Origin of the sequence: Natronosporangium hydrolyticum, assembly GCF_016925615.1 — a bacterium.
Classification (GTDB): Bacteria; Actinomycetota; Actinomycetes; order Mycobacteriales; family Micromonosporaceae; genus Natronosporangium; species Natronosporangium hydrolyticum.
In genome coordinates this window covers 4929137-4955616 of record NZ_CP070499.1, presented here as the reverse complement: position 1 = coordinate 4955616, position 26480 = coordinate 4929137, and the positions used below count along the sequence as shown (strand labels likewise).

At 68.0% G+C, this 26480-nt stretch carries 25 protein-coding genes and 1 pseudogene; 11 read left to right on the top strand and 15 right to left on the bottom strand.

The window, feature by feature from the left end:
• Positions 1-18 precede the first annotated feature (18 nt).
• Positions 19-381, bottom strand: a complete 363-nt coding sequence (locus tag JQS43_RS22400) for a hypothetical protein (protein WP_239679538.1) — start codon at positions 379-381, stop codon at positions 19-21.
• A 224-nt stretch (positions 382-605) separates the two neighbouring features.
• On the opposite strand from JQS43_RS22400, the gene JQS43_RS22395 reads away from it, so the two are divergent.
• Entirely contained in the window at positions 606-1736 is a 1131-nt protein-coding gene (locus JQS43_RS22395; RefSeq protein ID WP_239676336.1) for an MFS transporter, read from the top strand.
• Between the two features lie 75 nt (positions 1737-1811).
• Here JQS43_RS22395 and JQS43_RS22390 read toward each other — a convergent pair whose 3' ends face one another.
• The 4 genes from JQS43_RS22390 to JQS43_RS22375 all read right to left on the bottom strand — a co-directional run bounded on the left by JQS43_RS22390 (position 1812) and on the right by JQS43_RS22375 (position 5302).
• On the bottom strand, positions 1812-2444 hold the full coding sequence (locus tag JQS43_RS22390) for a DUF305 domain-containing protein (protein WP_239676335.1): 633 nt from the start codon (positions 2442-2444) through the stop codon (positions 1812-1814).
• Positions 2429-3244 (bottom strand): lytic polysaccharide monooxygenase, encoded by an 816-nt coding sequence (locus tag JQS43_RS22385; RefSeq protein ID WP_239676334.1) that lies wholly within the window; start codon positions 3242-3244, stop codon positions 2429-2431. Before JQS43_RS22385 ends, JQS43_RS22390 begins: the two co-directional genes overlap by 16 nt.
• 64 nt (positions 3245-3308) lie before the next feature.
• Complete coding sequence (locus tag JQS43_RS22380) at positions 3309-4616, bottom strand: sensor histidine kinase (protein WP_239676333.1); 1308 nt, start codon at positions 4614-4616, stop codon at positions 3309-3311.
• Positions 4613-5302 carry a response regulator transcription factor gene (locus JQS43_RS22375; protein ID WP_239676332.1) on the bottom strand — a complete coding sequence of 230 codons (690 nt, stop codon included), beginning with the start codon at positions 5300-5302 and terminating at the stop codon, positions 4613-4615. Before JQS43_RS22375 ends, JQS43_RS22380 begins: the two co-directional genes overlap by 4 nt.
• 35 nt (positions 5303-5337) lie before the next feature.
• Between JQS43_RS22375 and JQS43_RS22370 the strand changes: the two genes are divergently transcribed.
• Entirely contained in the window at positions 5338-5889 is a 552-nt protein-coding gene (locus tag JQS43_RS22370) for a hypothetical protein (RefSeq protein ID WP_239676331.1), read from the top strand.
• Between the two features lie 18 nt (positions 5890-5907).
• Here the strand turns inward: JQS43_RS22370 and JQS43_RS22365 are convergent, their stop codons facing one another.
• The 6 genes from JQS43_RS22365 to JQS43_RS22340 form a co-directional block, all read right to left on the bottom strand.
• The gene (locus tag JQS43_RS22365; RefSeq protein ID WP_239676330.1) at positions 5908-6570 is read right to left on the bottom strand and encodes a hypothetical protein; all 663 of its coding nucleotides are present in this window, start codon (positions 6568-6570) and stop codon (positions 5908-5910) included.
• Positions 6571-6674: 104 nt separating this feature from the next.
• Complete coding sequence (locus JQS43_RS22360) at positions 6675-7436, bottom strand: alpha/beta fold hydrolase (protein ID WP_239676329.1); 762 nt, start codon at positions 7434-7436, stop codon at positions 6675-6677.
• Between the two features lie 2 nt (positions 7437-7438).
• Complete coding sequence (locus tag JQS43_RS22355) at positions 7439-8203, bottom strand: RNA polymerase subunit sigma-70 (RefSeq protein WP_239679537.1); 765 nt, start codon at positions 8201-8203, stop codon at positions 7439-7441.
• Entirely contained in the window at positions 8200-8346 is a 147-nt protein-coding gene (locus JQS43_RS22350) for a sigma factor (protein ID WP_239676328.1), read from the bottom strand. Before JQS43_RS22350 ends, JQS43_RS22355 begins: the two co-directional genes overlap by 4 nt.
• 70 nt (positions 8347-8416) lie before the next feature.
• The gene (locus JQS43_RS22345; protein ID WP_239676327.1) at positions 8417-9985 is read right to left on the bottom strand and encodes a multicopper oxidase family protein; all 1569 of its coding nucleotides are present in this window, start codon (positions 9983-9985) and stop codon (positions 8417-8419) included.
• A 37-nt stretch (positions 9986-10022) separates the two neighbouring features.
• Positions 10023-10160, bottom strand: coding sequence for a hypothetical protein (locus JQS43_RS22340; RefSeq protein ID WP_239676326.1), 138 nt, complete (start codon positions 10158-10160; stop codon positions 10023-10025).
• A 252-nt stretch (positions 10161-10412) separates the two neighbouring features.
• Between JQS43_RS22340 and JQS43_RS22335 the strand changes: the two genes are divergently transcribed.
• Positions 10413-10577 carry a hypothetical protein gene (locus JQS43_RS22335; protein ID WP_239676325.1) on the top strand — a complete coding sequence of 55 codons (165 nt, stop codon included), beginning with the start codon at positions 10413-10415 and terminating at the stop codon, positions 10575-10577.
• 40 nt (positions 10578-10617) lie between these two features.
• Complete coding sequence (locus JQS43_RS22330; protein WP_239676324.1) at positions 10618-11067, top strand: hypothetical protein; 450 nt, start codon at positions 10618-10620, stop codon at positions 11065-11067.
• A gap of 16 nt (positions 11068-11083) precedes the next feature.
• On the opposite strand, the gene JQS43_RS22325 is transcribed toward JQS43_RS22330, so the two are convergent.
• Entirely contained in the window at positions 11084-11245 is a 162-nt protein-coding gene (locus JQS43_RS22325; protein ID WP_239676323.1) for a hypothetical protein, read from the bottom strand.
• 27 nt (positions 11246-11272) lie between these two features.
• Here JQS43_RS22325 and JQS43_RS22320 point away from each other — a divergent pair.
• Positions 11273-11597 (top strand): annotated as a pseudogene (locus JQS43_RS22320) (GTP-binding protein); the annotation flags it as partial.
• A 941-nt stretch (positions 11598-12538) separates the two neighbouring features.
• On the opposite strand, the gene JQS43_RS22315 reads toward JQS43_RS22320, so the two are convergent.
• The gene (locus JQS43_RS22315) at positions 12539-13180 is read right to left on the bottom strand and encodes a response regulator transcription factor (protein ID WP_239676322.1); all 642 of its coding nucleotides are present in this window, start codon (positions 13178-13180) and stop codon (positions 12539-12541) included.
• Complete coding sequence (locus tag JQS43_RS22310; protein ID WP_239676321.1) at positions 13168-14439, bottom strand: sensor histidine kinase; 1272 nt, start codon at positions 14437-14439, stop codon at positions 13168-13170. The genes JQS43_RS22315 and JQS43_RS22310 overlap by 13 nt, the downstream gene beginning before the upstream one ends.
• 119 nt (positions 14440-14558) lie before the next feature.
• Here JQS43_RS22310 and JQS43_RS22305 point away from each other — a divergent pair, with 119 nt between their 5' ends.
• The 5 genes from JQS43_RS22305 to JQS43_RS22285 all read left to right on the top strand — a co-directional run bounded on the left by JQS43_RS22305 (position 14559) and on the right by JQS43_RS22285 (position 23689).
• Entirely contained in the window at positions 14559-15332 is a 774-nt protein-coding gene (locus JQS43_RS22305; protein WP_239676320.1) for an ABC transporter ATP-binding protein, read from the top strand.
• Positions 15329-17815 (top strand): FtsX-like permease family protein, encoded by a 2487-nt coding sequence (locus JQS43_RS22300; RefSeq protein WP_239676319.1) that lies wholly within the window; start codon positions 15329-15331, stop codon positions 17813-17815. The genes JQS43_RS22305 and JQS43_RS22300 overlap by 4 nt, the downstream gene beginning before the upstream one ends.
• An 85-nt stretch (positions 17816-17900) precedes the next feature.
• Positions 17901-18500, top strand: a complete 600-nt coding sequence (locus tag JQS43_RS22295; RefSeq protein WP_239676318.1) for a class I SAM-dependent methyltransferase — start codon at positions 17901-17903, stop codon at positions 18498-18500.
• Positions 18501-19605: 1105 nt separating this feature from the next.
• Positions 19606-19878 carry a hypothetical protein gene (locus tag JQS43_RS22290; RefSeq protein WP_239679596.1) on the top strand — a complete coding sequence of 91 codons (273 nt, stop codon included), beginning with the start codon at positions 19606-19608 and terminating at the stop codon, positions 19876-19878.
• Between the two features lie 418 nt (positions 19879-20296).
• The gene (locus tag JQS43_RS22285; protein WP_239676317.1) at positions 20297-23689 is read left to right on the top strand and encodes a BTAD domain-containing putative transcriptional regulator; all 3393 of its coding nucleotides are present in this window, start codon (positions 20297-20299) and stop codon (positions 23687-23689) included.
• A 1164-nt stretch (positions 23690-24853) separates the two neighbouring features.
• Here the strand turns inward: JQS43_RS22285 and JQS43_RS22280 are convergent.
• On the bottom strand, positions 24854-25174 hold the full coding sequence (locus JQS43_RS22280) for a hypothetical protein (protein ID WP_239676316.1): 321 nt from the start codon (positions 25172-25174) through the stop codon (positions 24854-24856).
• A gap of 526 nt (positions 25175-25700) precedes the next feature.
• On the opposite strand from JQS43_RS22280, the gene JQS43_RS22275 reads away from it, so the two are divergent.
• Positions 25701-26429, top strand: coding sequence for a hypothetical protein (locus tag JQS43_RS22275; RefSeq protein ID WP_239676315.1), 729 nt, complete (start codon positions 25701-25703; stop codon positions 26427-26429).
• Positions 26430-26480 lie beyond the last annotated feature (51 nt).

Genomic DNA, 26480 nt, shown 5'->3' with positions numbered 1-26480 from the left:
CCGGAGAACGACCTTTCCTCATTCACCAGCTTCGCGAGGGAGCTGATTGGTTCCGGCGGGGGCGGGGATCAGCGACAGTTCGAGGATGGCGGGCAGCTCCGCCGAGCCGGGCCCGCCGTCGCGTACCCAGTTGGTGAGGTCGTCAATGATGGCGGGATCACCGACGAGACCGAACCAGACCGGCCGGGCTCCCACCCGTCGGGCGGCCGGGGTGGGGTGGACGACGATGACGTTGGCCTGCTCACACACGTCTAGGCAGAGGCTGGTGCGGACCCGGTGCGGCGCGGGTAACGCCGCCTGCAGGTGCTGGAGTTGGGCAGCGTGGTCCACTTCGGGCCGCTTTGCGGCGTTGCCGCAGCAGCAGTCCCGGCACACCGTCACGGTGCATCCCGGCTCATCCGTACGCGGGCGGGATTCGTCTTCGGTCGGCACCTCGCTACCATAGGCGCCGCATCGCCGCTGAATCCACTCGACCAACACCTGGTCGACCACCAAGCCTCCGCTGCTGGTGACTGGCGGCGGTACGCGCCGGCGCATACCCCGTCCCCCGCTGCCTGAGACTGAGGGTAGCTTGTTTGCCTATGCGCCTCAGCCAGACCGTCCGTGTGGGCAGTGCCGGTCTGCTGGCGTTGGTGGCGACGTATGGCATCGGCCGGCAGGCGTACGGGTTGTTCGTGCCGACCTTCCGGCAGGAGTTCAGCCTGTCCCTGGATGTCCTGGGTTTCTACGCCAGCGCAGCCCAGGCCGGCTACCTGGTGGCCACGGTAGTCACCGGTGTGCTCACGGCCCGGTTCGGGCCTCGCGTGCCGGTGGTGGCCGGGTGTCTGCTGCTGGCGGTCGGCGCGGCCGTAGCCGCGTCGGCGCCGGGCCCGGTGCTGCTTGCCGTAGGGATCATCGCGGCGGGTACGAGCGCCGGTGGAGCGTGGGCGCCGTTCTCAGATGCGGTCAGCAATCAAGTCCCGTTGTCCGGGAGCCGGCGCGCCCTGGCGCTGGTCAATGCCGGCTCGCCGGTCGGGCTGGTGGTCGCCAGCGGCCTCGTGCTGGTCGCCGGAGACCAGTGGCGGGCCGCGTGGTGGGGGTTCGCAGTGATCGGGCTGGTGGCGGCTGCGGTGGCCTGGCGGGTGCTGTCACCAGCCGGGGCGGGCCCGGCTGTGGCCAGCCCACGGCCCCGGATCGGGTGGTTCTTCCACACGCGGTCGGTCCGCCTGTTCGTCGTCACCGTGGGGGTATCGATCACCTCTGGCGCCTTCTTCGCCTACGCCCCTGACACGGCGCAAGCCGATGGTCTGGGGAGCTGGATCGGGCCGGCGATGTGGGCGGCCCTGGGAGTCGCCGGAGCCGCGGTGGGGGTGTTCGGCGGCGGGATCGCCGACCGGTACGGCCTGCGCCGGCCGCTGGCGGTGGCGCTCGTCATGGTGGGTGCCTCGACGCTGTTGCTGCTGGTCGCGCCCGGCTCCGTGGCCGCCGCTTTGGGGTCGGCTGCCCTGTTCGGTATTGGTTTCACCACGGGGTTCGCCTTCGTGGTGATGTGGAGCCAACAGGTCTTCCACGACCGCCCGACCACCGGATTCACCCTTGTCATCATATTTATCGCGGCCGGGTTCATCATCGGGCCGAGCCTCTTCGGTGTGCTGGCCACCTACGTTGGCCGTCCTGAAGCGCTGCTCGCCGCAGCCGTACCTGCGCTGCTGGTCGCACTGGTGCCGCCGGCGGCCGAGGACCGCTTCCGGGCCTGAAGCCGGCCAGCTCCAACCCAGCGCGGTGCCCGCCGGCCGCATCGTGCCGAATAGCCGGGTGCCCTGGCTCACCGGTCAGCCGCCGACGAGCCGGAGCAGGTGGGCGACCTGGTCGGCGCGGGACTGCTCGATCCGTTGCGCCAGGTCCTGGGTCTGCGGGTTGACTCCGTCGGCGGCGATGCCGGCCAGCTCCACCGCGCTGTTCTGATGCCCTGTCAGCAGGACCAGGAACATCTGCTCGAAGTCCGCGTCCGACGCGGTACGCAGTGCCTCGATCTCCTCCGGCCCGGTGGCGGGGAGACCGCCATGATGGGCATGGTGTCCGTGATCGGGGTGACTGTCGTGGTCCAGGGTGGTCGGCTGGTCCCAACTCTCCAGCCAGGAGGTCATGATGGTGACCTCGTCCCGCTGAGTGGTGTCGATCGCCGCGGCCAGCAACTGGACCTCCTCCCGCAGCGTACGCTCGTCGGCGAGGCCGGTCAGCGCCAGTCCTTGTTGATGGTGATCGATCATCAGCTGTAGGAAGTCGACGTCGGCCGCGTTGTGCTCCGGATCGGCGGCCGGGAGGGAGTCGGCCACCGAAGCTGCCTCACCGGGCGGCGCCGCGGCCGGCTCCGACTCCGAGCCGCAGGCCGCGGTGGCGACGAGCAGCGCCGCCGCCGCGGCCAGGATGGCAGTACGTCGCAGGCCGGTCACAGCGGCAACCACAGCGCGAGGGTGAAGATCGACGGCTCCCAGCCGGGCAGCGAGGTGTGCGACTGGCGGCACACGTACCGCTCTCCGTCGAAGGTGACCTCGTCGCCGGCCTGGTACGCCTGGTTGGCCACCCACTCACCCTCCGCCGGTGCCGGCGCGTCGCCGTTCGGCGGGGCCGTCGTGGCAGGTGGCGCGGTGGCAGGTGGCGCGGTGGTGGCGGCCGGCGGGGCAGTCGCGGGCGGCGCGGTGGGAGCGGTGGTGGTCGGCGGTGTGGTCGTCGGCGCTGGGGCACCGCCGCTACCACCGATGTTCACGTCGACGCAGTTGTAGAAGGCGTGCGGGGTGTCGCCGATGTTCCAGATGGCGAGCACAGTCTGGCGGCCGGAGAACCCGGAGAGGTCGACCTCGTGCGATACGACCGCCTCCGGCTGCTGGTTGCCACCGTCGACAGTCTCCAGCCGGGTGTCGCCGATGAAGTACTCCCAGTCGGCGGTCCGGTGGCGGGCGGTGAAGACCCAGGTGAAGGTCACCGAGCTGCCGACATCCTGGGCCGGCCAGTTCCGGCTCTCGTCGCTCAGCACGGCGAACTGGGGGAGCCCGCCGTCGCAGCTGCGCAGCCCCTTCACGCCCTCCACACTCTGCGGTTCGAACTGGATCGGACCGCAGTCGCCGACCGCCCCTTGCGCACAGAGCGCCTGGCGGCTGGGAGGCGCGGAGACGTATCCGTGGGCGGAGGCGGGCGCGGCGGTGACCACCAGGCCGGCGGCCGACGTTACGACCAGTGTCAACGAATAGGCGAGTAGTTTGCGCATGCCCGGGGACGCTACGGACACCGACCATAAAGCGACCTTAACGACCCCGTAAATCTGCTCCGGCTTACGTCGTACCGGTGCCTTCGAGGCGGCCCGGGCCGCCGGATCGGGGTGGCAGCAGCAGCGCGATCCGGGCTCCGCCGAGCTGGCTGCGGCCGATCTCGAGCCGCCCGCCGACGGCACCGGCGACCCGCTGGGCGATGTCCAACCCGAGCCCGGTCGAGCCGCTGCCGCTAGCCCCTCGGCGTACCGCCGCCGCCGGGTCGGCGATGCCCGGCCCGGCGTCCTCCACCACCAGCCCGTTCGGGCCCACCGTGACCCGGAACGCGGTCTGTTCTGGGGTGTGGGCGAAGACGTTGCCGAGCAACGCGTCGATGGCGAGGATCAGCTCGTCCCGCGGCACCGGCACGCGCACCGGCCGGTCACCCCCGACCACCGATGTCTCCCGCCCCTGGTCCTCGGCGAGCACCGACCAGAAGGCCAGCCGGTCGGCCAGCACCTCCACCAGGTCGGTGGGGTGGCCGGGGCGGGCGGCGGCGCTGCGTCGGGCTCCGGTGATGATCGCCTCCAGTTCGTCGTCGAGCAGGTCGAACGCCTGCGTCATCCGGTCCGCCACCGGGCCGCGGGGGAGCGCCTCGACGTCCAGTCGCAGTGCGGTCATCGGCGTCCGTAGCCGGTGCGACAGGTCGGCGGCGAGGTTCCGCTCATCGTCGATGAGTCGTCGCATGTCACCGGCCATGGTGTTGAACGCCTGCGCGGCGTCGCGCAGCTCCGGCGGCCCGGCGGGGACTACCTGGACCGTGAGGTCACCCGTGCCCAGCTTGCGGGCGCCCGCGGCCAGGTCGCGGGTGGCGCGGACCAGCCGGGCGCCGAGTCGGTCGGCGACCAGCGTCGAGCCGATCACCAGCACGACCGCCAACCCGGCGAGCCCTAGCCACGCCGGCCACACCCCCCGGTAGATCTCACCGTGGGGCAGGTACACCTCGATCACCGCGGTCTGGTCCCCCGCCAGCACGCTGGGCTGCAGGTAGGCCAGACCGTCGGCGTATTCGATCAGGGCCGGCCGCCGGTCCGGTACGGTACCGGCGATGTCGGCGGGCTCCGCCCGGCTCGACCCGATCGGCGGTTGGTCCGGCAGGTGGACCGCGAGCCGACCGGCGCTGCCGGCGGCGGTGCTCGCCACCGCCTGCTCCAACAGCGCCGGACTGGGGTCGACGGCGAGCGCCACCACCACCGCCGCGGCCTGGGCTCGGGCCTCGGCGACCGCTTGGTCGTGGGCGACCTGCCGGGTGAGCATCGCCAGCGGCACCAGGAACGCCAGCGCCACCATCGTGGTGATCGCCAGGGCGAGTCGGGCAACAGTAAGCCTCATCGCTGCGGTTCCACCAGCTTGACACCGACACCCCGGACGGTTCGCAGGAACCGGGGCTCGGCCCCGGTCTCACCCAGCTTGCGGCGTAGCCACGAGATGTGTACGTCCACGGTCTGCTCCTCGCCGGCCCGGGCCAGTTGCCAGACCTCGGCCAGCAGCTCCCGCCGGCTGACTACTTGCCCTTTGCGGGTGGCGAGGTACGCCAACAGGTCGAACTCCCGCCGGGTCAGCTGGATCTCCGCGCCGTCGAGGTGAACCTCCCGGCTCTGCGCGTCGATCACCAGTGGGCCGACGACGATCCGGTTCGGCGCGTCCGGGCGTACCGGCCGGCCACGGCGGCGGACGGCGGCGATCCGGGCCAGCAGGTGACCGCCCGAGAACGGCTTGGTGACATAGTCGTCCGCGCCGGCGTTGAGCAGGCTGATGATGTCCAGCTCGGAGCGGCGGGCGGTCGCGACGATCACCGGGACGTCCGAGATGCCGCGGATCATCCGTAGCGCGTCGGCCCCGTCGATATCCGGTAGCCCCAGGTCCAGGATCACCAGCTCGGGCCGGTCGTCCGCGACGATCCGCAGCGCCTCGGTCGCGCGCGACGCCCGCAGGACGACGTGGCCGGCGTCGACCAGGGCGTGGGTCAACGCAGCCGCGACGATCTGGTCGTCCTCGACCAGCAGGATGGTCGCCATGCCGACACCTTAGGGGCGATGATTCAATGACGCCTATGGGGATGCGATGGTTGGTGCCCGTGCTGGGTTGGTGCGCGGCCACCCTGGCCAGCATCGGGCTAGCGACTGTGGCGCTACAGCCAGTGGTCAGCGCCGCCGCCCCGGGCCCGATCGCGGCCCTGCCACCCGCCGACCTACCGGTCGCCTCCCGGGCCGCCCCGCCCGCCGGGGCCGGCTCGGCCACACCGGTGGTCCCGAGCCCGACGGCGACCGCGACCTCGCAGCCAAGTCCCGAGCCGACCCGAGCAAGCGGTACGCCGACCCCACCGGCCACTGTCGTCGACGGCTGGACGGTGACGACCGACGCTGCCGGCGAACCCACCTACACGCGTACCTTTCGGGTGGCAGGTGGCGTCGCGGTGATCCGGCTGACTCCCGGGGAGGCGCACCTGGTCAGCGCCACCCCGGACCCGGGCTACACAGTGGATGTCACGCAAGGCGGGGTCGGCAATCTCGCCGTCCAGTTCACTACGGCGGACCACTACGTCATCGTCCACACCATCTGGCAGGACGGCCCGGTCGCGCTGATCAGCGACAGCACCGGCTAATTCGCCACCATTTGACGACTACCCGGGAGCCTTCACCTCCATGGTGATCCCGTAGTGGGGAGCGATGCGGCCAAGCAGTGCGAGCAGCTCCGGCGCCGGCGGCAGCATGCCGAGCGTGTCCCGGGTCAGGTGCGGCGGGACCTCGATCAGGGTGTCGGCGCCGGCCGCCTGTTGGGCGGCGTTGAAGGCCTTGACGTCGTGCAGGGTGAACTCGAGCGTGGTTGTCGCATTGATCCCGGAGTGCGCGGCCAGTGCTCCGGCGACGTTCTGCCCCACCGCCTGGCCGGCGGTGGCCGCGCCGCCCGCCCCGCCATGCTGTTGTACCCGTAGCGAGATCCGCTCGAGTTGCTCCCAGCGCACCAGGCCACGGTCATGAAACTCGATGCCGTCGGATCTGACTGTGAACGCCACCCACCCCAGCCGGCTTGGGGTGTTGGTGTTCAGCCAGGCGATCAGTCCGAGCAATCCGGCGGCCGCTGCGAACATCACCGTCAGCACCACGAAGCCGCTGTGGTCGAGCAGCGGCCAGGCGGCGAGCGTGGCTGCGGCCACGACCAGGAAGCTGTAAGCGAGGCGGCGCTGCCTGCTTGTCTGCCGGTTGATGACGCCACGGTCGTAGCGGACAGTCAACGGCAGGGGTAGCGCCGGCCCGCTGGCGTCGAGTCCGAGGTCATTTTGCATGGCGGCCTCCGAAAGCGATCTGGGACCCGGTCATTGTGGCCGAGCCGTGCAACCCGGCGGCGAGAACCGAACCAGATTCGAGACCAGCGGCGCTCTGAAGACCGTCAGCCTCCGCCGCGTGATACTGGCATGAATCGCGGTCCTCGCTCGCCGGCCAGAAAGGCGCCGATGAGCTGGGTGCAGTGGCCCGGGTGTTCGTGCAGCAGCAGGTGGCTGGCGCCGGGCACGATTGCGAGATGGCCAGCTGGCAGCGCTCGGTACAGCTCGATGGTGTGTTCCAGGGTGACGATGTCATCGTCGGCAGCCATTACCAGTGACGGGCAGGTCACCCGGCCAAGGTCGGTGGTGGTCAGCGGGGAGCCCTGGTCGACCGAGGCGGCGATCTTCTTCGCGATCACCGGAAAGTGGGCCTCGCCGTCCGGCGAGACCTCCGCGTACGCGGCGATGACCTGCGGTGGCCACTCTCCCTCTGCGTCCGGGCGGATGATCAGGCCGGCCGGGTCGTAGGCGCCGCTGATCATCACCAGTGAGGAGACCAGGTCGGGCCGGTGCGCCGCCACCCACAGCGCGACGCTTGCGCCGGCGCTGTAGCCGACCAACGCGGTCGGGCCGTCGACCACCTGCTCGATGAATTCGACCATGTCGGCGGCCATGTTTTCGATCGTGATCGGCCCGGCAACGTCGGCGGTGCGTCCGTGGCCGCGGCGATCCGGCAGCAGCAGCCGGTGGCGTGAGGCCAGGGTGTCGAGGTTGCCGGCGAAGTCGCGGGAGTCGCTGAAACCGCCGTGCATCAGTACGGCGGGTGGGCCGGAGCCCTGTTCGTCATACCAGAGGTGGACATTGCCGAGGTCGAGATGGTTGCTCATGGTTAGGTATACGAGGTCGGGGCCGGGAATTCATCGCTGAGCCCGAAGATCGTGAACAGCCGCGATGGCTGCTCCAAAAATGTCGTCGTCGCCAGCATCTTGCCATCGAGCCACTCGATGACGACGAGCCCGAACGGTTGCAGCCGGCCAGCTCCCGCCGGGCCGTACTGCGCGACCGCGGTGGTGCCGTTGGCGCGTACCGGCACGAGTCGTGACCCGCGGCACGGGTCGCCAGCGGCCCGCAGCGCCGCCGCCATCGCCGTGCGGCCGCGCAGCCACCAACGGTACGGGGGCATGGCGGTCGTGCCGTCCTCGTGGAGCAGCGCGATCAGGGTCTCGATGTCGCTGTTCTCGAAAGCTTCGCAGTATCGACTGAGCAGGGTATCGGATGCAGGGTCCAGTGGCGGGCGGGTCGGGTCCCGTTCGGCGAGCGTAGCCCGGGCGCGCTGCAGGGCGCTGTTGACCGACGCCGCCGTGGTGTCGAGGATGCCGGCGGTCTCCGCTGAGGAGTATGCCAGCACGTCCCGGAGGATCAAGATGGCTCGCTGCCGCGGGGGCAGCAGCTGCAACGCCGCGGTGAACGCCAGCCGGATCGACTCGCTCAGCAGCGCCCGCTCACCGGGGTCGGCGGTGTCCGGGATGGCGCGCGAGTCGGCTATCGGCAGGACCCACGCGGCCTCGGGCAGCTGCGTCCCCAGATCCGGGCCCGGTGAAGACGGCGGACCCATGTCGACCGCGAGTTCCCGCCGCCGGTTGGCGCTCTTCAGGATGTCGAGGCACAGATTCGTAGCGATGCCGTGAGCCAGGTACGCCGGGACGCGCGCGACGGGTCGTAGGTTGCTCGGCTGCGCCAAGCGCGAAGGAAGATCTCCTGCACAGCGTCCTCGGCGTCGAAGGGGGAGCCCAGCATTCGATAGCAGTAGCCGGTCAGCTCCACCCGGAACTGTTCCCAGTCGCCTACCAGCAGGCCATCGGCGAGATCAGCGGAGGTTTGGTGGCTGGCGATGGTCGTACTCTCCCCTCGATCGTTCGGTGCCGGGCAAGACGTTGAACTGCGCCATCATCATCATGTCCTCGTGCTCGAGCATGTGGCAGTGGAACACGTAGGCGCCAGTGTGGCCGGTGAAGGTGGTGATCAGCGAGATAGTCTCGTTCGGTTCGATAAACCAGGTCTCCTTCAACGCGTTCTCCCACGCTGGCGGCGGTTGCCCATCGCGGTGTTCGAGCAGCCAGTCGACATCGTGGATGTGTATCGTATGTGATTGCTCGGTGTTGTTGGTGAAGATCCAGCGTTCGGTGCTGTCGAGTGCTGGCTCCGCGTCGAACCGCTCCGGGTCGAACGGCAGCCCGTTGATGGTCCACATATCGTCGGCGAAGTCCAGGGAAAACTCACGGGTCACCGAGACCTCGCCGAAGTCGGGGATCGGGCGGAGGGTGGCCGGCAGCGCGCTGTCGTCGATGAGGTCCCGGTCGACGCGGAACTGCAGCACGTCCCCGCCCACGACCATGCCGCCGCCTCCGCCGACGGCGCGCAGGACGATCTCCTCACCGAGGTGGCCGGCGAAGTCGATCACGACCTCGACCCGTTCTCCCGGGCCGAGCACGATCTGGTGGCGCTCCACCGGCGCTGGCAGCAGCCCGCTCTCGGTGGCGATCTGGTGCATCGGCTGGCCGTTGCTCAACTCCACTGCATACGGTAGGCGGTTGGAGGCGTTGAGCAGTCGCAGCCGGTACTTGCGATCGCCGACGTTGAAGTGTGGCTGAGGTCGGCCGTTGACCAGGATGGTGTCGCCGACGGTGCCCAGGGGATTGAACACGTACGGGATCTGGTTCTGCTCGTCGAAGCTGCGGTCGGCCAGCACCAACGGTATGTCGAACTCGCCGCTGGGCAGGTCGAGCGCAGCCTCCACCTCATCGTCCAGGATAAACAGACCGGCCAGCCCGTTCCACACATTGCGGCCGGTAAGGTCCATCCGGTGGTCGTGGTACCACTGCATGGCCGCCCGTTCCGGCTCCCCACGCTCCATGTGCTCGTAGGTGTAGGTGCGCATCCCGCCGCTCGGAATGAGAAACGAGTCTGCTTGGCCATCCTCACTGGAGGCTGAGTGGCCGCCATGATTGTGTAGCGTGGCCTCCCCGAACGTCGCCGGCAACCGATTGCGCACCGCCAATTGGGTCGGCTCGCCGGCCGGACGACGGATCGTGGGCCCAGGGAAGTTGCCGTTGTAGGTCCACATCCGGGTCGGCGGCCCGGTCGGCAGCAGTTGCACGTCGGCCTCGACCATCTCCAGGGTGACCTCTGGGCCCTGCAACACCGGCGGGATGTAGAGCTGTTGCTGGAATGGCTGGACCTGCGCGGAGGCGGCGGAAGCGACCAGCGCCACGCTGCCAGTCACCACGACCACGAGGGCACCGCCGACCGCAAGCCAGCGGGAGCGCAGGCGGAGCAGGCCCCGCCGCTGCCCGGCCGCAGCCGTGGCGGTGGCCGGTAGCCGGCCGGCCGCGGCCGACCCGAGCAGGGCCAGCGGCATCGCCAACAGGAAGACCACAGCCGCGTCCTGGATCGCGTACGCGGTCGCCTCCGATTCAGGTGAAGCTCCACCAGCCCAGCACCCCGGCGGTCAGCAGCAGCGCCACCACCAGCACGCCGCGGCCGGTGGCCACGGTCGTTCGGGCGGCTAATGATCGGGACAATCGGTTCACGTTGACGACAGCAGCACGCATGATCCACTCCTGGCCTCGCTCCGTACGACGTCGGCGTTGAACAATGTTCAGTGCCTGACCTGATCCTGCCTGAACATTGTTAAAGTGGCAACTGTGAATGACGTCACGCGCGGCCGCACCCTAGCGGAGCGGGGATGCTCGGACTCGCCCTCGGGGCGTTGCTGCGCTCCACGGCCGCCGCCATCTCCACATTGGTTGGCGTGATGTTCCTGCTGCCCAGCGCCGCTATGATCCTGCTGCCGGAGAGCTGGAATGAGAACCTCACTCCACCTGCCGTCGGAGGCCGGCGGTGCGTTCACCGCCGTCAGCCAGAGCGCGACCCAACTGTCGCCTTGGACCGGTCTCGCCGTCTTCGCCGGCTACCTGGTCGCCCTCATCACCGCCGCCGCCTGGCGGCTGCAGAGCCAAGACGCGTGACCCCGCGCGAACCCCGCCCGGCTACCGAAAGGAGACCGCCATGTCCGTTCCCTCAGCGACAGTGGCACCCGCCCGACCCGCCGGCCTGATCGCCGCACTGCTCGTCCCGATCGTTCTGGGGAGCCTCGCCTGCGCCGCCATCGCAGCCGCGGTCGGCACCATCGCCACCATTCCCTCCGAGTTCATGCCCTTCACCCCGGGTGCGTACATCTCGGCCGCCACGATTGGCGTCATCGCCGGGATGATCGGCTGGGAGGTGGTACGCCGCCGCGCCGCCAACCCCGCAGCCGTCCTGCGGATACTCGTGCCGGTGGTGGTGCCGGTGTCGCTGGTGCCCGACGTCATGCTTGGCGTGAGCGAATCGTCGCCGGGCACCACCTGGCCCGGCGTGATCGGACTGATGGTGATGCACCTAGCGGTCGCTGCCATAGCGGTGGCGTCCTTCGTCAAGTTCCTGCCACTGGCGCACCGCGACCGACCAGGATCCTGACAGCTACGCAAGCAGGTCAGAAGTCAGCAAAGAAACCCAACAGTTCCTGGTTCGCCCAGTAAATGCCGTAGCAACAGAGGCCAAGCAACACGAGCGTCGATATGGCATAACCCAACGCCGTAATGCCGATCATGCGGAGACCACGGTCGGAGGGCGGCGGCTCAAACGGGTCGGTCACTGAGGCGGAGTATCTCACGCGAGGATCGACCATGTTCCGGAGACCATCGAGTACGGCATCAGCAGTCTTGCCTACCGAGCCGTCGCACCGTTCCATCCGCAACGGCTCTGGGATCTACTATCCGAACTCGACACGTTCGACGTCGTACGGTCCAAGGGGTTCCTCTGGTTGGCGACCCGCCCGGACGTGCTGGCGTTGTGGTCCCAGGCGGGACCGTCCGCCCGCTGCGACCTGGCCGCCGTGCCAGTGGCGAGTTCGGGGCAGTGGCCGGACGATCCGGCCGACCGGGCCGACCTGGAGTCCCGCTGGGACCCGATCTTCGGCGACCGGCGACAGGAGCGATGCTTGATCATCTTGCCTCGCCGCAGCTCAGGAGGGTGTCGCGGGAGCGTTTGCTCTGCTTACGTATACGACTCTGCTGGTTAGTTGAGGAAGGGTTGGAGCAGCGCAGAAGGCGGCGACGGGAGCCGCTGAGCTGGCGTCCTGGCCGGGGTCCACTCATTGGATCTTCAGCTCGACACCCCAACTCGGCCGCCGCACGGCCGCGAGACCACGGCATTTCCGACATGGTTGGGCAGGGAGGGATCTTGCGTACAGAAAAGTCGGATATTCCGGTATACAAGATCCCTCCCTGCCCAACCATGTCGGGGTTGGGCAGGGGCGCCGCTCAACTCGCCCGGTAGGTCAAGTGGCGGCCCGGGTATCGTCCACACCGGACCCCGCCTAGTCGCAGCAGAACGTCTCGCCAGGGCACAGGCTTGTCTTAATTGACCAGCAGAGTCCTATACGGCTCTGCTGGTCAATTCAAGAAGGGCAGTAGACAGCAAGAAGGTGGCTGGCAGGCCGCTGAGCTGCCTCCGGGCCGCCACTTGTGGCGTCGGTCCTCTCTGCCGCCGGCTGACTCGCGCCGGGATCGCGTCCGACGGAAGTCTGTACCAGGTGGTGGGCTTGTCAGCAGACCCCCTTGCGCCCGGCTGTCAATATTGTCGGCCGCTTGGTCGGTTGAGTGGTGATCCACTACGGCGACAAGCCAGGTTCATACTGGCAAACCAGGCGCCACTCGACCCACCAAGTCGGGTAAGACGATCTGCCCGCCGATCTTGCAGCCCGACAGCCCGACAGCCCGACAGCCCGGCCGATGGCGTATGCGTAAGCAGAGTAAACGCTCCCGCAGCATCACCTGAGCTGCGGCGATGTCTGATGATCAAGTGACCCGATTTGGCCAGCGGTGCCCTACACGAGGGTGCGATCCCTTGGGTAGTTCCCGGACCGCCGAGGCTGCGCGCATGCGGGTCACCGCTCGCGTAGATAGGACAAGACCGCGAGGACTCGTCGGTGGCCCGCGTCCTCGCTGTGGAGGCCCAACTTGTCGAAGATACCCCGGATATGCTTGCTGACCGCCGCCTCGGAGACATTAAGCTTCGCGGCGATCTCACCGTTGCGGGCCCCCTGAGCCACCAGCTCGAGTACGTCGCGTTCGCGGCCCGTGAGCGCCGCCAGCGGACTGCGGCGACGTTGCATGAGGGTGCTGACCACCTCGGGGTCCAGGATGGTCTCGCCGCCGGCGACCCGGTGCACGGCGTGGATGAAGTCGCCGACGGCGGCGACCCGCTCTTTCAGGAGATACCCCACCGACCCGGCCCCGTCGGCGAGTAACTGGCCGGCTGCTGCCGGCTCGACGTGAGCGGAGAGGACGACCACGGGGAAGTCGGGCCGGTGACGCCTGATCTCGATGGCCGCCCGGAGCCCTTCATCGGTCCACGTAGGCGGCATCCGAACATCGACGACGGCCAAGCTCGCGTCGTGCGCACCAACCAGGTCTTCGAGGCTCGCCGCAGAGTCGGTCACCGCGACGACCTCGATCGCCTCGGCGCGAAGCAGCGCCGCCAGGCCTTCGCGCAGGAGCGCGTCGTCCTCCGCGATCACGACTCGCATGGCAGGCTCACCTCGATTCTGGTCGGGCCGCCCGGCGGGCTCGTTACCTGGAGCGAGCCCCCCAGCGCCCGGACCCGGCTCTCGACGCCCGCGATGCCACTGCCCAGGCTCGGGTCGGCGCCACCCTTGCCGTCGTCGCCCACCACCGCCGTCACCCATCGGACCTGCTCGGTGACGTCCCAGCGCAGCAGCACCGTCGCCGACCGGGCGCCGCTGTGCTTGGCGATGTTGGTCAGTAGTTCGGAGATGGCGAAGTAGAGCGCGGCGTCGACCGAAGCAGGGGTGGGCGCCGGACGGTCCACATGCAGCCGGGTGGGGATCTGGCACTGGTCGACGAGGAGCCCCACGGCTGGCACCAACCCTTCCTCGGCGAGCACAGGTGGGTAGATGCCGTGGATGACCCGCCGCACCTCGGCGATAGCGTCGGTCGCGGCACGGCCGGCCTTCGCCAGCGACGGGCCAGGGTCTCCTGATCCGGTCTCCAACTGGCGCTGAGCCATGCCGACGTACATCGCGACCGCCACCAGCCGGTTCTGGGCCGCATCGTGCAGATCCCGCTCGATCCGCCGCAGCTCCGCGGAGTGGGCGGACACGGCAGACCTTCGCCGGAGCCGCTCGACCTCGGCGCGGCGGCGCTGCTCCTGCGCCGGGCCCGGTGACAACAGCGCCGCCGCTACCGTGGTGTCGACCCGTGACGCAACTGGAGCTGCCGCCCAGAGCGTGAGGCCACCGAGACCGATCAGCACTGCGGCGAGCGCCACCGGCCACGAGGTCACCTCGAACATCACCGCGGTCTCCCCGTCGGGCAGGGCCCACCAGTAGAGCGGGAGCAGGACGTAGGGCAGCGAAAACAGCGGTAGAAAGATCGCCACTAGGCCGAGCGGGACGCCGACCAACGCACGCGCGACGAGCGTGCCGGCGTCGCGGCCGAGACTGCCCGAAGCCGCGTGGTCGCGGGCGTCGGCTAGTCGCGCCCCGGCCTCGCCGACGTAGGGCGAATCGATCCGCCGGCCGAGCAGCTGGCCGACGCGGGTGCGCTCTCGGTCGCACCACCGGCGCACCTGACGGTCCAGGAGCCCGACGAAGAGCAGCCCCACTCCCACCACTGACAGGACCAGGACGGCGACCGACACGACGAGGAGCACGAGGGCAACCAAGCCGGCGAGCAGGTTCCCGACCAGGTAGCGCACCGCGCGAAGGTGGCGAGCTGCCGCGGTGGTGACGGTCGACCGGGGATCCCGGCTGCTCCTGTCACTCACGAGCCGATCCTACCGAGGATGTGACTGGTGGAACCTGGCCACGACGGTATAGCCAGCACTACGACGATCCGGGACCGCGCTGGATTCCCGGGCCGCCGCGCTCTCCCGACGATGAGAGCGTGGTCAGAAAGCGTAACCGTCCGACTGTCGACGAGGGCCGCCCAGCTGCTCCCGTCACCATCCGTGGCGTCAGCAAGAGCTACCGCAGTGGCGCGAGCCGGCTGCAAGCTCTGGTCGAGATCGATCTCGTGCTCGAACCGAGGACGTTCACGGCGATCATGGGGCCGTCGGGGTCCGGAAAGACCACGCTGCTGCACTGCCTGCTCGGACTCGACAAGCCCGACTCCGGTGCGATCTTCGTGGGCGGCACCGACATCACCGGCCTCGATGAGACCAGCCTGGCGAAGCTGCGGAGATCCCGGCTCGGCGTGGTATTCCAGTCCTACAATCTGATCCCCGCCCTGACCGCCGCCGACAACATCTCGCTCCCGCTGCGGCTGGCGGGCGAGAAGATCGACCCAGCAACCGTGCAGCGTCTCGCCGACGCGGTGGGAGTCGGCGGGTTCCTCGACCACCGACCCGCTCAGCTCTCCGGCGGGCAGCAACAGCGGGTCGCCTTCGCGCGCGCACTGATCGCCGACCCGGACCTGGTGGTCGCCGACGAACCGACCGGCGCGCTCGACTCCGCCACGGCCGAGGCCGTACTCGGCCTCTTGCGCTCGATCGTGCGCGACCTGGGCCAGCAGGTCCTGATGGTCACCCACGACCCGGTGGCAGCCTCGGCGGCTGACCGGGTCCTGTTCATGGCTGACGGCCGGTGGCAGGGCGAGCTGCGCGGAGCCTCCGCAACGCAGATCGCGGCTGCGGTGGCGGAGCTGGGACGGCACCGGTGAGCTGGCTGGTTCGTCGCAGCTTGCGTGGGCGACGGGGGCAGGTGGCCGCGCTCGCCATCACCATAACGTTCTCCGCCATGCTGGTGGGGATGCTCGGCCTGTTGACCGAGACCGGCGTGAGCGGTCAGGTCAGCACCGGTGAGTACGCCGCTGCCCCGGTGTTGATCGGTGCCCACCAGGCCCGGCCGATTCCCGACGACGTCGACCTGCCAGTTCCCGGCCGCGCGCTGATGCCGGCTGCTGTCGTCGACGAAGTATCGGAAGCGCTGCCCGATGCCCGGGTGGTCGCGGACCGGATCGTGCCCGCAGTCCTCGTCGCCGGTCAGGGCGACCCGATACCCGTCGAAGTCCACCCCTGGTCGGCGACCGGGTTGGGTGACCGAAGCCTCGCATCCGGCCGGGCCCCAGAGGCCGGAACCGAGATCGTCTTGTCGGGCGGCGTCGATGGCCCTACCCGGCCGGATCTCGGCGATATCGTCGAACTCGGCTTCGGTGATGAGCCGGAGCCAGCCACGGTCGTCGGCGTCCTCGCCGTCGACGACTCCGGCACCGATGTCGCAGACGTCTACCTCAGCGACGACCATCATCGCCTGCGGGGCAAGCCGGAGCAGCGGGTCGCGGTCGTGGGGGTGTGGCCCGGGGCGGGCGACGACACCGCGGTCCTTCGGGCCATCGCCGAGCGCAACGGCGGGCGGCTGTGGCCGGCCGGCGACCGGGGCGAGATCGAAGTGGTCCGGCAGGGCCCGGCCAAGGGCGCGCTGGTCTCCGCGGCCGCCGCCTTCGGCGCCCTGGCGATCATCGTCAGCGCGTTCACCCTCGTCGTCCTCACCTCCCTACAGATCAGGGAACGTTCCCGCGAGCTGGCCATGCTGCGCGTCATCGGCGCCACCCCCCGACAGGTGAAGCGGCTCCTGCGCGGCGAGATCAGAGGGGTCGCGGTCGCCGCTGCCGCGGCTGGCGCCCTGGTCGGTCCGCTGCTCGGTGCTCGACTGGTCGGCGTCCTCCGGTCCTGGGAGGTCATCCCGCGAAGCCTCGAACCGGTGTATGGCCCGTGGCCGTCCGTGGCGGCGTTCGCCGTCGCGGTCGTCTCCGCGGAGATCGCCGTACTGCTCTCGCTTGGACGGGCCGTCCGCGGCAGCCCGCTCACCGGCCTCGATGGAGCCGATGAGCGGAAGTCCGGGTGTGCCCGAGTGCTGGCCGGATGGGCAGGCGTGACGCTGGGACTGATCATGGCGAGCGCGCCGGCGTACGTGTCGGGCGAGGCGGCGGTCGGGCTACCGGCTCTGGCCGGACTGGTGATCGCCATCTCGGTCGGTCCGCTCAGCCCGCTGATAGTCCGGTTGATGGCGTGGACGCAGCGGCGGCGGGCCGCGCGCTCGGCACCTCGATATCTCGCGATCGCCAGTCTCAGCGCACGTTCTGCACGGGTCGGCGGCGCCCTGACGCCCATCGTGCTCGGGGTAAGCCTGAGCTGCACCCAACTCTTCTCGGGAACGACCCTGAGCGCGATCGCGGTCGACGAGTTCGAGGCCGGACACCGCGCCGACCTGCTGGTCACCGCAGGGTCGACCGGGGTGGCCGACGGGGTGGCGGAGGACCTCGCCGCGACCGCCGGGGTCGCATCGGTCCAGCCGATCGTGACGACGAGCGTGCTGATCCGTGGCCGGCAGCACGACACGAACTGGCAATCCATCCCCGCGCTCGCGGTCGGCGGAGACCAGATCGAACAGTACGCCGACCTGCAACCCGTCGGTTCGCGCACCGTCAGCCCCGTTGACGGTGGCGTGGCGATCAGCGCCCAGCTCGCAGCCGCCCTTGGCTCCGAAGCGGGCGACGATCTTGAGATCGTGCTTCCTGACGGCCAACCGATCAAGCGCCACGTGACCGATGTGTACCTTCGGGGCCTCGGCTTCGGTGACGCGGTCCTCCCGATCGGCGACGTGCAGCCGGCGATGGCCACCGGCAATGCGACTGCGCTGGCGGTCACCGTCGCCGACGGCGCGGCCCTGCCGGAGGTCGAGCAGCAGCTGACGGAGTATCTCGCCGGGCGACCGGGCCTCGAGGTCAGCTACCCGACGGGGGCCGGCCTGCTCACGGAAGAGCCCGCAGATGGCGTCTTCCCCGTCCTCCTGCTGCTGATCCTTTGGGGCTACATCGCGATCACAGTGGTGAACTCGTTGGTGATCACGACGCTCTCGCGTCGGGCAGAGTTCGCCTGCCTGCGAATCGTCGGGGCCACCCCGACCCAGCAACGGCGAACGGTGCGTTGGGAGGCGACCTTCCTCGCGGCCACCGCGTGTCTAGTGGCGACGGTGGCGTCCCTGCCCGGACTGTGCGGACTCACGTTCGCACTCAGCCACGGCGAACGGATCCTCCCCAGCATCGACATCCTCAGCTACGCCCTCATCGTCGCCACCAGCTTCGGATTGGTCCTGGCCGCCACCGAACTGCCCGCACGCAAGGCCATGCGGAGGTCGGCCTGATCGGTGAGTCCAGCTCGCTCACCACCCATCCCGCATGATAGATACCAGACGCGCCAACCAGGTCGCCGACGAAGGGAGCACAACCGTGGACAGTGCTGACTGGGACGCCCGCTACGCCGCGTCGCCGGACCTGGTCTGGACCGCCAACCCGAACCGGTTCGTGGTGGCGGCGACCACCGACCTGTCACCCGGCCGAGCGCTCGACGTCGCCGCCGGCGAGGGCCGCAACGCGGTCTGGTTGGCCGAACGCGGTTGGCTGGTCACCGCCGTAGATTTCTCCCCGGTAGCGGTGCAGCGGGGGCGGCAGCTGGCCCACGATCGGGGTGTGGACGTCTCGTGGGAGGTCGCCGACGTCATCAGTTACCAGCCTGAACCGGCCGCGTACGAGTTGGTCGTCATCGCCTATCTGCAGCTGCCCCGGGCTGACCTGGCGGCGGTCCTACGGTGGGCGGCAGCGGCGGTCCGTCCGGGTGGTTCGCTCGTGGTCGTCGGTCATGATCTGGCCAACCTCACCGACGGCACCGGTGGCCCGCAGGACCCGGCGGTGCTGCAGACGCCCGATGCGGTCGTCGCCGACCTGCCGGGCATGCAGATCCGGCAGGCCGAGACGGCCCGGCGTCCGGTCGTGGTCGACGGTGAGACTGTCGAAGCGCTCGACACGGTCGTCGTCGCCACCCACCCGTGACCGATTCCGGCATTCGAACGGGACAGCACGCTGCGGTCCTTCGCCCGACACCTGATGTTGCCCCCGGTCAACGGACACGGAAGTGAGGAGACGTAGGGTCTGACGATCTTGTGAAGGAGATTGTCTTCGTGCCGAAGCCCTGTTAACGCTGGCTCTCTCGACACGCTCGTCACGGACCGCAGGTATGGACTGGGCGTTCAGCTCCCTGGAATTAAGGGAACCATTGCCGCATGATGGCATGGCCCGCAACCGCGGTTGTGCTATCGGGGGTCGAGGGCTACCACCGCCGTCCGTACAGCTGTTGACCGACGTGCCGCTTCCTGAGCGGCTTCTCATCGGCCACATCCCAGTGGAGGGACGGGCATTGACCGTCGTCAGCTACCACGCCCCGCCGAGCAAAGCAACCCGGTCGTCCTAGGCGCCGACGCCAACACTCCTGAGATCGACCACCCCGAGTTTCAGCGCACAAGAACTCACTGGTACACCGGGCACCGGCGGCTCGGTGGCGCTCCTGGCGATGACATCCTGTTCGGACCTGACAAGATCCATGGGTTTGACGATGCGTTACGGCGATGGCTTGCCGCCAATCCCGAAGAGATGGAGCGGATAAGTGTGCAGCGTCCGAACGGGCCGCTGGCTCCCTCCCACTACACGGGCAAACGGCGCACGGTCCCGGTACTGCTCGCCGGTTCGATGGCATCTGGGGCAGCAAGCACCTGGAGGTCGACTCGGTGCGGTACCTGTATGAGCAAGCGTGCGAGGCCGGCAGCGACCACGCCGCTGTCTGTGCAGACCTCCGCCTGACCGCCGAGCCATGAATAAGGACCAATGTCGTTAAGGTGCTCGCTCGTCGCAGGGCGGGATCATCCGGCGGCGTTGGTCCTGGCGTTGGTCCTGGCGTTGGTCGCGGCAGCGACCGTGGCGGGCATGACCGGGTATACGGCGATGGCGGGCTGGATATCGGACGTGCTGCCGCCAGCCAGGGAATAGACGTCGGGGAAAGAGGATCCGAACCCCCGTTACGATCTTTAGCCTCGTCGCTCCGAAGTGCGTAGAGGTTGATGAGCGTTCGCGGTGTAGTTTCCCCTATGTAGACTGATCGAAGGTGCGGCGGGGCTGCCGGGCCGCCGGCCGGCCTCGGGTCAGCTGCCGGGCGGCGCAGATCGTGCACTCGCAGTACCGGGGGTCGCGGGACATCGAGCAGATCGGGTCCGCGCACACCGACGCTGACCTGGAGCTATTGAAGGCGGTGGCGCGGCAGCGGTTGGCCGCGGGGCATGACGAGCTGAATTTTCGTCTGCCCGACAGTCCAGCTAACCAGGGCGCGGCATTGCCGATCACGTCCTCGCGGATGGGGCAGCGGCCAAGAGCTTCGTAAGCCGAGCGAGAGACCGGCATGCCTGCTCGGCCCGGACGCCCTCAGCGGCCAGTTCAGCCACGAGGACGACCGGCTCGTCGGGGGCACCAACTTTTCACCGTGGCAGCTGCCTTCTCAAGAATTTGACCTCGGTCTCCAGCTCTGCGATCCCTTGGCCCGGGCCACGGTCAATGCCGATGTTGGCGCGTCGAGCACGACGCAGCCGTCGAGTTTGCCCTTCGCGGGTGAGATGTTCAAATATGTCGGTCGGGTCATGTCCGCGCGAGTGGTATACGAGCCGGTCGCTGACCCCTTTGCGTACTAAAGGTACAACAGTCCCAATGTTGTAGGCCCGTATATCTGGTGTTGCTGAGGGCCAACCGGCAGGATGAGAGGGCCGGGTAAGAGGACATGGGCAGGCGTCGGAGGGTCGATCTTCGTGGTTCAACCCGAGCAGCAGCTGGGTGCCGTGCTGCGTCACTACCGACTCAGGGCGGGCTTCACCCAGCAGGATCTGGCCCGCGAGTCCGGGATGAGCGTACGCGGCCTACGTGACCTGGAGAATGACCGTATCCGCCGTCCGCACAGGCGTTCTGTCGAGCGGCTCACTGCGGCTCTACAGCTTTCGAAGACAGAAGAGCAGCTGATCCTGGCTGCCGCCGCCGCTGCGGATGGGCCTGAGAAGCACCCTCGGGTCGCTGTGCTCGGTGCGTTGGAGGTGCGACTTGATCAAGCCGTCCTCAATCTGGGGTCAGGGCATCAACGGTGTCTGCTGGCGCTGCTGGCGTTGCAGTACGGACAGGTGGTGTCCCAGCGGGAGATCGTCGACGTGTTGTGGCAACAGGAACCTCCAGCGACCTCAAGTAACCTGGTTCACGTCTACGTCAGTCGACTTCGACGCCTATTGACCGCTGACGCGACAACCGGGCGCCGTCGGCAACCGATGTCTCGGGTGCCGCTGCTCGAACGCACCTGCGGCGGATACCGGCTCACGCTCACCGGTGGGGCACTAGACCTCGTCACCTTCGACGACCTGCTCGCCGCAGCCGATCAGGCGAGGGCCAGGCAGCAGCCGACCGCGTGCCCCGAAGCCGCAGATCTGCTGGCACGCGCGCTACGGTGCTGGCGAGGGCCGGTCCTCGGCCGTGCCGAGCCGCGGCTGTCCGACCATCCAGCGGCGGTGATGGTGTCTAATCGGCGGATTGATGCTGCGTTAACCTTCGCCGATATCGCGATGACGATGGGACGCCACGACGAGGTCGCGACCCTACTGCGGCCGCTGGCGCTCGACGAACCCTTACATGAGGGCGTGCACGCGCGGTTGATGCTGGCATTGGCCGCTGGCGGACAACAGGCAGCGGCGCTCGCGGTATTCGAGACCATCAGCCGGCGCCTAGTTGAAGAGCTGGGCATCGATCCAAGTCAGGAGTTATCGGCGGCTCGGCTGACTGTTTTGCGGGGTCGGCATAGCACGACACCGGCGGCCGAGGTTGTCATCGCGACCGAAAGCGGGTTCCCAGCCGGGGCGCCGGAAGCGCCGCAGCCAGCCCAGCTGCCGGTCGACATAGCCACCTTTACGGGACGCGAAGAACACCTGCGCGAGCTGGACAGTCTAATTCCTGAGGTCGCTGGCCCGGGCAGGTCCACGGTGGTCAACCTGTGTGTGCTCACCGGGATGGCGGGGGTGGGCAAGACAGCACTGGCCGTGCACTGGGCACACCGGGTACGCCATCAGTTCCCTGACGGGCAGCTATTCGTCGACCTACGAGGCTTCTCGTCGTCGACGGCCGCCCGACCCGTCGATGTCATCGGACGGTTCCTCCGTTCGCTCAACGTCCCTGCCAGCGAGGTCCCGGTCGAGCTGGACGAGGCCGCCGCACTTTTTCGCAGTCTGACGGCGGATCGGGCCCTTCTCATCGTCCTGGACAACGCCGGACACGCTGAGCAGGTGCGCCCCTTACTGCCCGGCGGTCCGCGCTGCCTGGCACTGGTGACTAGCCGCGACTCACTGGGTGGACTCGCTGTCCAGCAGGGGGCGCCACGGCTGTCGATTGACGTGCTGCCGCCCGCCGACGCGCTCACCCTGCTCACCCGGAGCATCGGCGCGGATCGCGTCGCCAGGGAACCGGCGGCGGCTGCCGCCTTGGCGCAGGCATGTGCATCGCTGCCCCTGGCGCTGCAGGTCGCCGCCGCGAACGTCACCGATCGCGTCGGCTCCACCATCGCCGACTATGTGGCCGATTTGTCAGCGGCGAACCGGCTGGCGGTGCTACAGATCAACGGGGATAGCCAGGCAGCCGTCCGTGCGGCGTTCGACCTGTCCTACACCCACCTGCCGGCGCACGCGCAGCGGCTGTTCCGGTTGGTCGGCCTGGCGCCAGGAGATGACGTGACCGTCGAGACGAGCGCGGCGCTCGGCGGTGTCTCACCGGAGCGGGCCAGAGAATCGCTGGACGAGCTGACCCGCGCCCACCTGCTGCGCCATCACGCCTCCGGCCGGTACGCCATGCATGACCTGTTGCGGTTGTACGCTGTGGACCGGGCGGCGCGGGAGGACGACGGCACCGAACGCCAGCGTGCGCTGGTGGCCCTCTACGACCATTACCTCCTTAGGGTCGACGACGCTGCGGACCTCCTCTATCCAGCCATGTTGCGCCTCCCCCGTGGCGACACCCCGCACGCCGTCCGGGGCACGTCGCTCTTCGCCGACGAGGCAGCGGCGACTGCTTGGCTGGATGCCGAACGGGCTAACCTGATCGCGCTGATCCGGACCGCGGCCGAGCAGGGACCATACCCGTTCGCGTGGCGGCTCGGCGACGCCCTGCGCGGTTACTTCTTCCTGGGAGTGGACCCAGTCGGCTGGCTTACCGTCGCCCATGCCGCCTTGGCGTCAGCCGAGGCACAGGGCGATGCTCAGGCGCAGGCGGCGGCTCACCTCAACACTATTGGGGGCCTCATCCGCCAGAGCCGTCCGGCCCAGGCGCGCCTCCATGCCGAACGAATGCTCCTGCTGGCGCGCCGGGCGCAATGGGCGGACGGCGAGGCCGCAGCGCAGGGCAGCCTTGGAGAATTGAACCAGATGCTGGGCCGCCCAAAGGAGGCAGCCGAGCACTACTCGCAGGCTTTGGAACTGGTTCGGCGCACCGGCCGGTTGGGCGGCTTGTCCATCAATCTGAACAACCTCGGGGTCGTCTACTGCCACATCGGCCGACTAGACGAGGCGGCCGAGTTGTTTCAGGAAGCCCTTCAGCTTGAACGTTCGTTGCGCTCACGCACGGGTGAGGCCGTCTCGCTCGCGAATCTGGGCGAGGTGCAACACCTCCTCGGCCATCTCCATGTGGCGCTCGAGGACCTGACGAAAGCCTTGACGATCTGTCGGGAGACCGTCTACCGGTCTTGCGAGGCCGAGGCCTTGCGCTGCCTCGCTGCCTTGTATTGGGATTTGGGCGACCGGCCCCAAGCCCTGGAGCACGCCGAGGAGGCCCTGACGGTTGCGCGTGGCATCGGCTATCGAACCAGCGAGGTTGACGCCCTCAACATTCTCGGCGCCCTGCACCGAGATGGGAACCAGCTGACTGAAGCCCGCGAACGGCACGGGGCAGCGCTGAGCCTGTCGCTTGATGCCCACCACCGTTACGGGGAGGGACAGGCGCTGGTTGGACTTGCCAGAGTGCACATCCAGGTTGGTGAGCCCGCGTCGGCACTGCCGCTGGTTCGCCGGGCTCTGGGGCTGGCCGACCGCCTGCACTATCGGTTCCTGCACAAGGCGGCCGAGGCCGCACTGGCGGAGGCTAATCTCGCGTTGGCCCACCAGGGCCAGCGACCAGCATGACCAACCTCGACGAACCGCGCGCGCCCTAACCCGCCCGAAGATGACCGCCGCGGCGAGGTCTGGCGCCAGCCCGTTGGCCTCCACATCGATCCGAGAGGCTGCCTCCTCACCAAGGGTGAGAACGCGGTGCCGCTGACTCCGCCGGCGTTGAGCGCATTCAGCGAAAGCTTCTACGTGCCAGCTTCACGCAGTGTCTCTACGAAGGCTGGGATTCGTGAGTCGATGACTTGCCGGAGCCGTTGCCAATATTGCCGAAACTGCCGGTCCCGCAGCGGGAGCCAGGACCCGACCCGCTGAGCTGGGAACTTCCGCTGGCTATGCCTACCCGCTGGCGCCAGCCAGCGTACAGCGACTCGCAACGGCTGCGGACTAGTTTGATTTCAGACCAGCAGGCAGTCCGGCGGAGTCCGGGCCGTGGAGGTGATATCGGGAACTATGGGTGGACCATTCCACACAGTTGCAAACCCTTGTTGGCCTTGTTTCATCCAGATTGCATGAGTGATACGGAGAAGCGATGTCGTTCCTTTCTTTGCTCACAAGAGCTGCTGCGGCGTTAATTGTCATGATCGGCGCGACGGTCGCCGCCATCCTGCCCACGGCAGCGCCTGCACAGGCCAGCGGATGGACCGGATGGATCTGTAGCGCTGTCCCCGACGGCTACATGGCTACGGCGCAGCGTCTTGATCTGTGTGCCGGCGGCATTGTGGGTCAGTACATCGAGCCCATTCGTGGCGACGTGTGGATCTGCGACAGTGTCCCCGCTGGGTACGTGGCCACCCAGATGAGGACCGGCAGTCCCTGTGTTGCGAATATGGTCGCGCAGTACATCGAAGCTCCTCGCGGTGACATTTGGATTTGCGACGGGGTCCCCGCTGGGTACGTGGCTACCCAGATGAGGACCGGCAGTCCGTGTGTTGCGAATGTGGTCGCGCAGTACATCGAAGCTCCTCGTAGTGACATATGGATTTGCAGTCAAGTCCCTCCCGGCTTTGTCGCCACTCAGACGAGGGTCGGCAGCCCGTGCATGCCCGGTGTGATGGCGCAGTACATCCAGCAGATCTGAATTCCTGGCCGCTCCACTTGAGGCCCGGGTGACCGGTCGCGACGCTCGACCAGTCACCCGGGCCCCGCTTATCCGACAGATCGGACCGAATACTCACACCGTCATGCGCTGGCGCACCCGCTCGTCGCGGGTGCGCCAGCGGCGGCGGTCGAGCCGTCGCTCTGCGGGCGGCCCCAGCACGCCTCGCCGACAGCGTTGTCGTACGGGTCGCCGACGCTGCCCATCGACGGAGCCAGGCAGGCCTTGCGGGCGCGTTCGGTGAAGTTCCACGAGGTGAACTGCGTGCCATGGTCGCCGTGAATGATCCCCGCCGGGATGGCCGGCAATGCTGCGCGCGTGGATGGCCATGAATAGGCGTCGAGCACAACGCGGCAGTAGAGCTTGCCTTCGCGCGTTGGGTGTTCGGTTATGTCGTTCCCCACAGCTGGTTCGGTCCGTCCCGGCGGAAGCTTGACCCAGGTCGAACCCCACCGCCACCCCGAAAAAGCGCTCCGGGGTACGTAATCGCATGCGGCTGACGGTCATCGTCGGAGTCGCCGGCGCCTGGTTCGAGCAGGTGCTGCTCGAGAAATGTCGGAGATATCCGGAGCGATCCGCCTTAGGAGGCGACCTCCACCACCCCGTAGCTACCGTCACACCTGCAGGCGAAGTCATACCGAGCCGTTGCCTTAAGCCCCCAAAACTGCCGGTGCTGCGCCAGATCCAGAAATTGCCACCTCTGAACAGGAACTTTGCAGGGAGTCCGCGCGGGCTGACGCCAGCCGTCGTACAGCGATTCGCAACTGCTGGTGGAGTAGCTTCATGTCGAAACCCAGTAGTCGACACCGGTGTAGACCGGGCTTGGAGGCAGCAATGCGCATTTTTTCGAGCTCTCTTACGGGAATGTTCGACCCCCATTAAGAATCTCGCCTTACTTTCACCCCTAGAGCACGCGAAGAAGGAGTTAGCATGGCTCGCTCGTTGTCAGGATCAGATCGAATCCGGAATGCCTGCAAGTTTCTCGGAACAGTTCTTGCTGCTACTCTCGCGATCACCATCGTTGCGCCCAGCCCTGCGTCGGCCGAAACCCCGCAGATCGGACTAGACCAAAGTGACCGCCAGCAGCTGCATGACTTTTTCGCTCAGTACGGCGTAGACCCGGGTACCGCCGATACGCTGATCGAAAGTCTTGAGGCCGGCGAGGCATGGGACTCCCTTACCGGGGCTTCCCCGGTGAGCACGGAGATCCAGCGCCAGGAGAACCAGGTTGTCGACATTAGTACTTACGAAGACGGATCGATCGCAGTATCCGTCGTTCCCGATCTGCACCCCGAAGTTTCGGCTACCTCTGGTCATGCCACACCGCAATCGGTTAGCGGATGCACCCTTCGGAGTACTCCGAGCATCGATTACTACGACCAATGCCTAGCACGGGTCGACCTGGGTGTGATCATGATGGGCTTCTACATGGACTTTCAGCGGGTATACTTGCAGGGTGCCCAGATTACGCGTTACTGGGGACACCACCACCGTGTGATCGGTGGCGCACTCTCCTCGCACCGACTTGAGCAGTGGAGTCCGACCCAGGTAAGGTATTCGGCGGATGTCTCGTTGGCATTCGAAGGCTTTCCTGTCGGATGGACTGCATGGATGCAGGCCAATGTGAGCATGACCCACGCCTGGACGACTAACAATTAAGTGATCGTTATGTCTGCAGCGGCTATCTCGTTCATCATCTCTCTCGCGATC

Bases quoted from the DNA above. Each gene is read 5' to 3' on its own strand.
- JQS43_RS22385 (WP_239676334.1), bottom strand. From the start codon at position 3,244: ATGCGCAAACTACTCGCCTATTCGTTGACACTGGTCGTAACGTCGGCC.
- JQS43_RS22380 (WP_239676333.1), bottom strand. From the start codon at position 4,616: ATGAGGCTTACTGTTGCCCGACTCGCCCTGGCGATCACCACGATGGTG.
- JQS43_RS22375 (WP_239676332.1), bottom strand. From the start codon at position 5,302: ATGGCGACCATCCTGCTGGTCGAGGACGACCAGATCGTCGCGGCTGCG.
- JQS43_RS22370 (WP_239676331.1), top strand. From the start codon at position 5,338: ATGGGGATGCGATGGTTGGTGCCCGTGCTGGGTTGGTGCGCGGCCACC.
- JQS43_RS22365 (WP_239676330.1), bottom strand. From the start codon at position 6,570: ATGCAAAATGACCTCGGACTCGACGCCAGCGGGCCGGCGCTACCCCTG.
- JQS43_RS22360 (WP_239676329.1), bottom strand. From the start codon at position 7,436: ATGAGCAACCATCTCGACCTCGGCAATGTCCACCTCTGGTATGACGAA.
- JQS43_RS22350 (WP_239676328.1), bottom strand. From the start codon at position 8,346: ATGCTGGGCTCCCCCTTCGACGCCGAGGACGCTGTGCAGGAGATCTTC.
- JQS43_RS22340 (WP_239676326.1), bottom strand. From the start codon at position 10,160: ATGCGTGCTGCTGTCGTCAACGTGAACCGATTGTCCCGATCATTAGCC.
- JQS43_RS22335 (WP_239676325.1), top strand. From the start codon at position 10,413: ATGAGAACCTCACTCCACCTGCCGTCGGAGGCCGGCGGTGCGTTCACC.
- JQS43_RS22330 (WP_239676324.1), top strand. From the start codon at position 10,618: ATGTCCGTTCCCTCAGCGACAGTGGCACCCGCCCGACCCGCCGGCCTG.
- JQS43_RS22315 (WP_239676322.1), bottom strand. From the start codon at position 13,180: ATGCGAGTCGTGATCGCGGAGGACGACGCGCTCCTGCGCGAAGGCCTG.
- JQS43_RS22275 (WP_239676315.1), top strand. From the start codon at position 25,701: ATGGCTCGCTCGTTGTCAGGATCAGATCGAATCCGGAATGCCTGCAAG.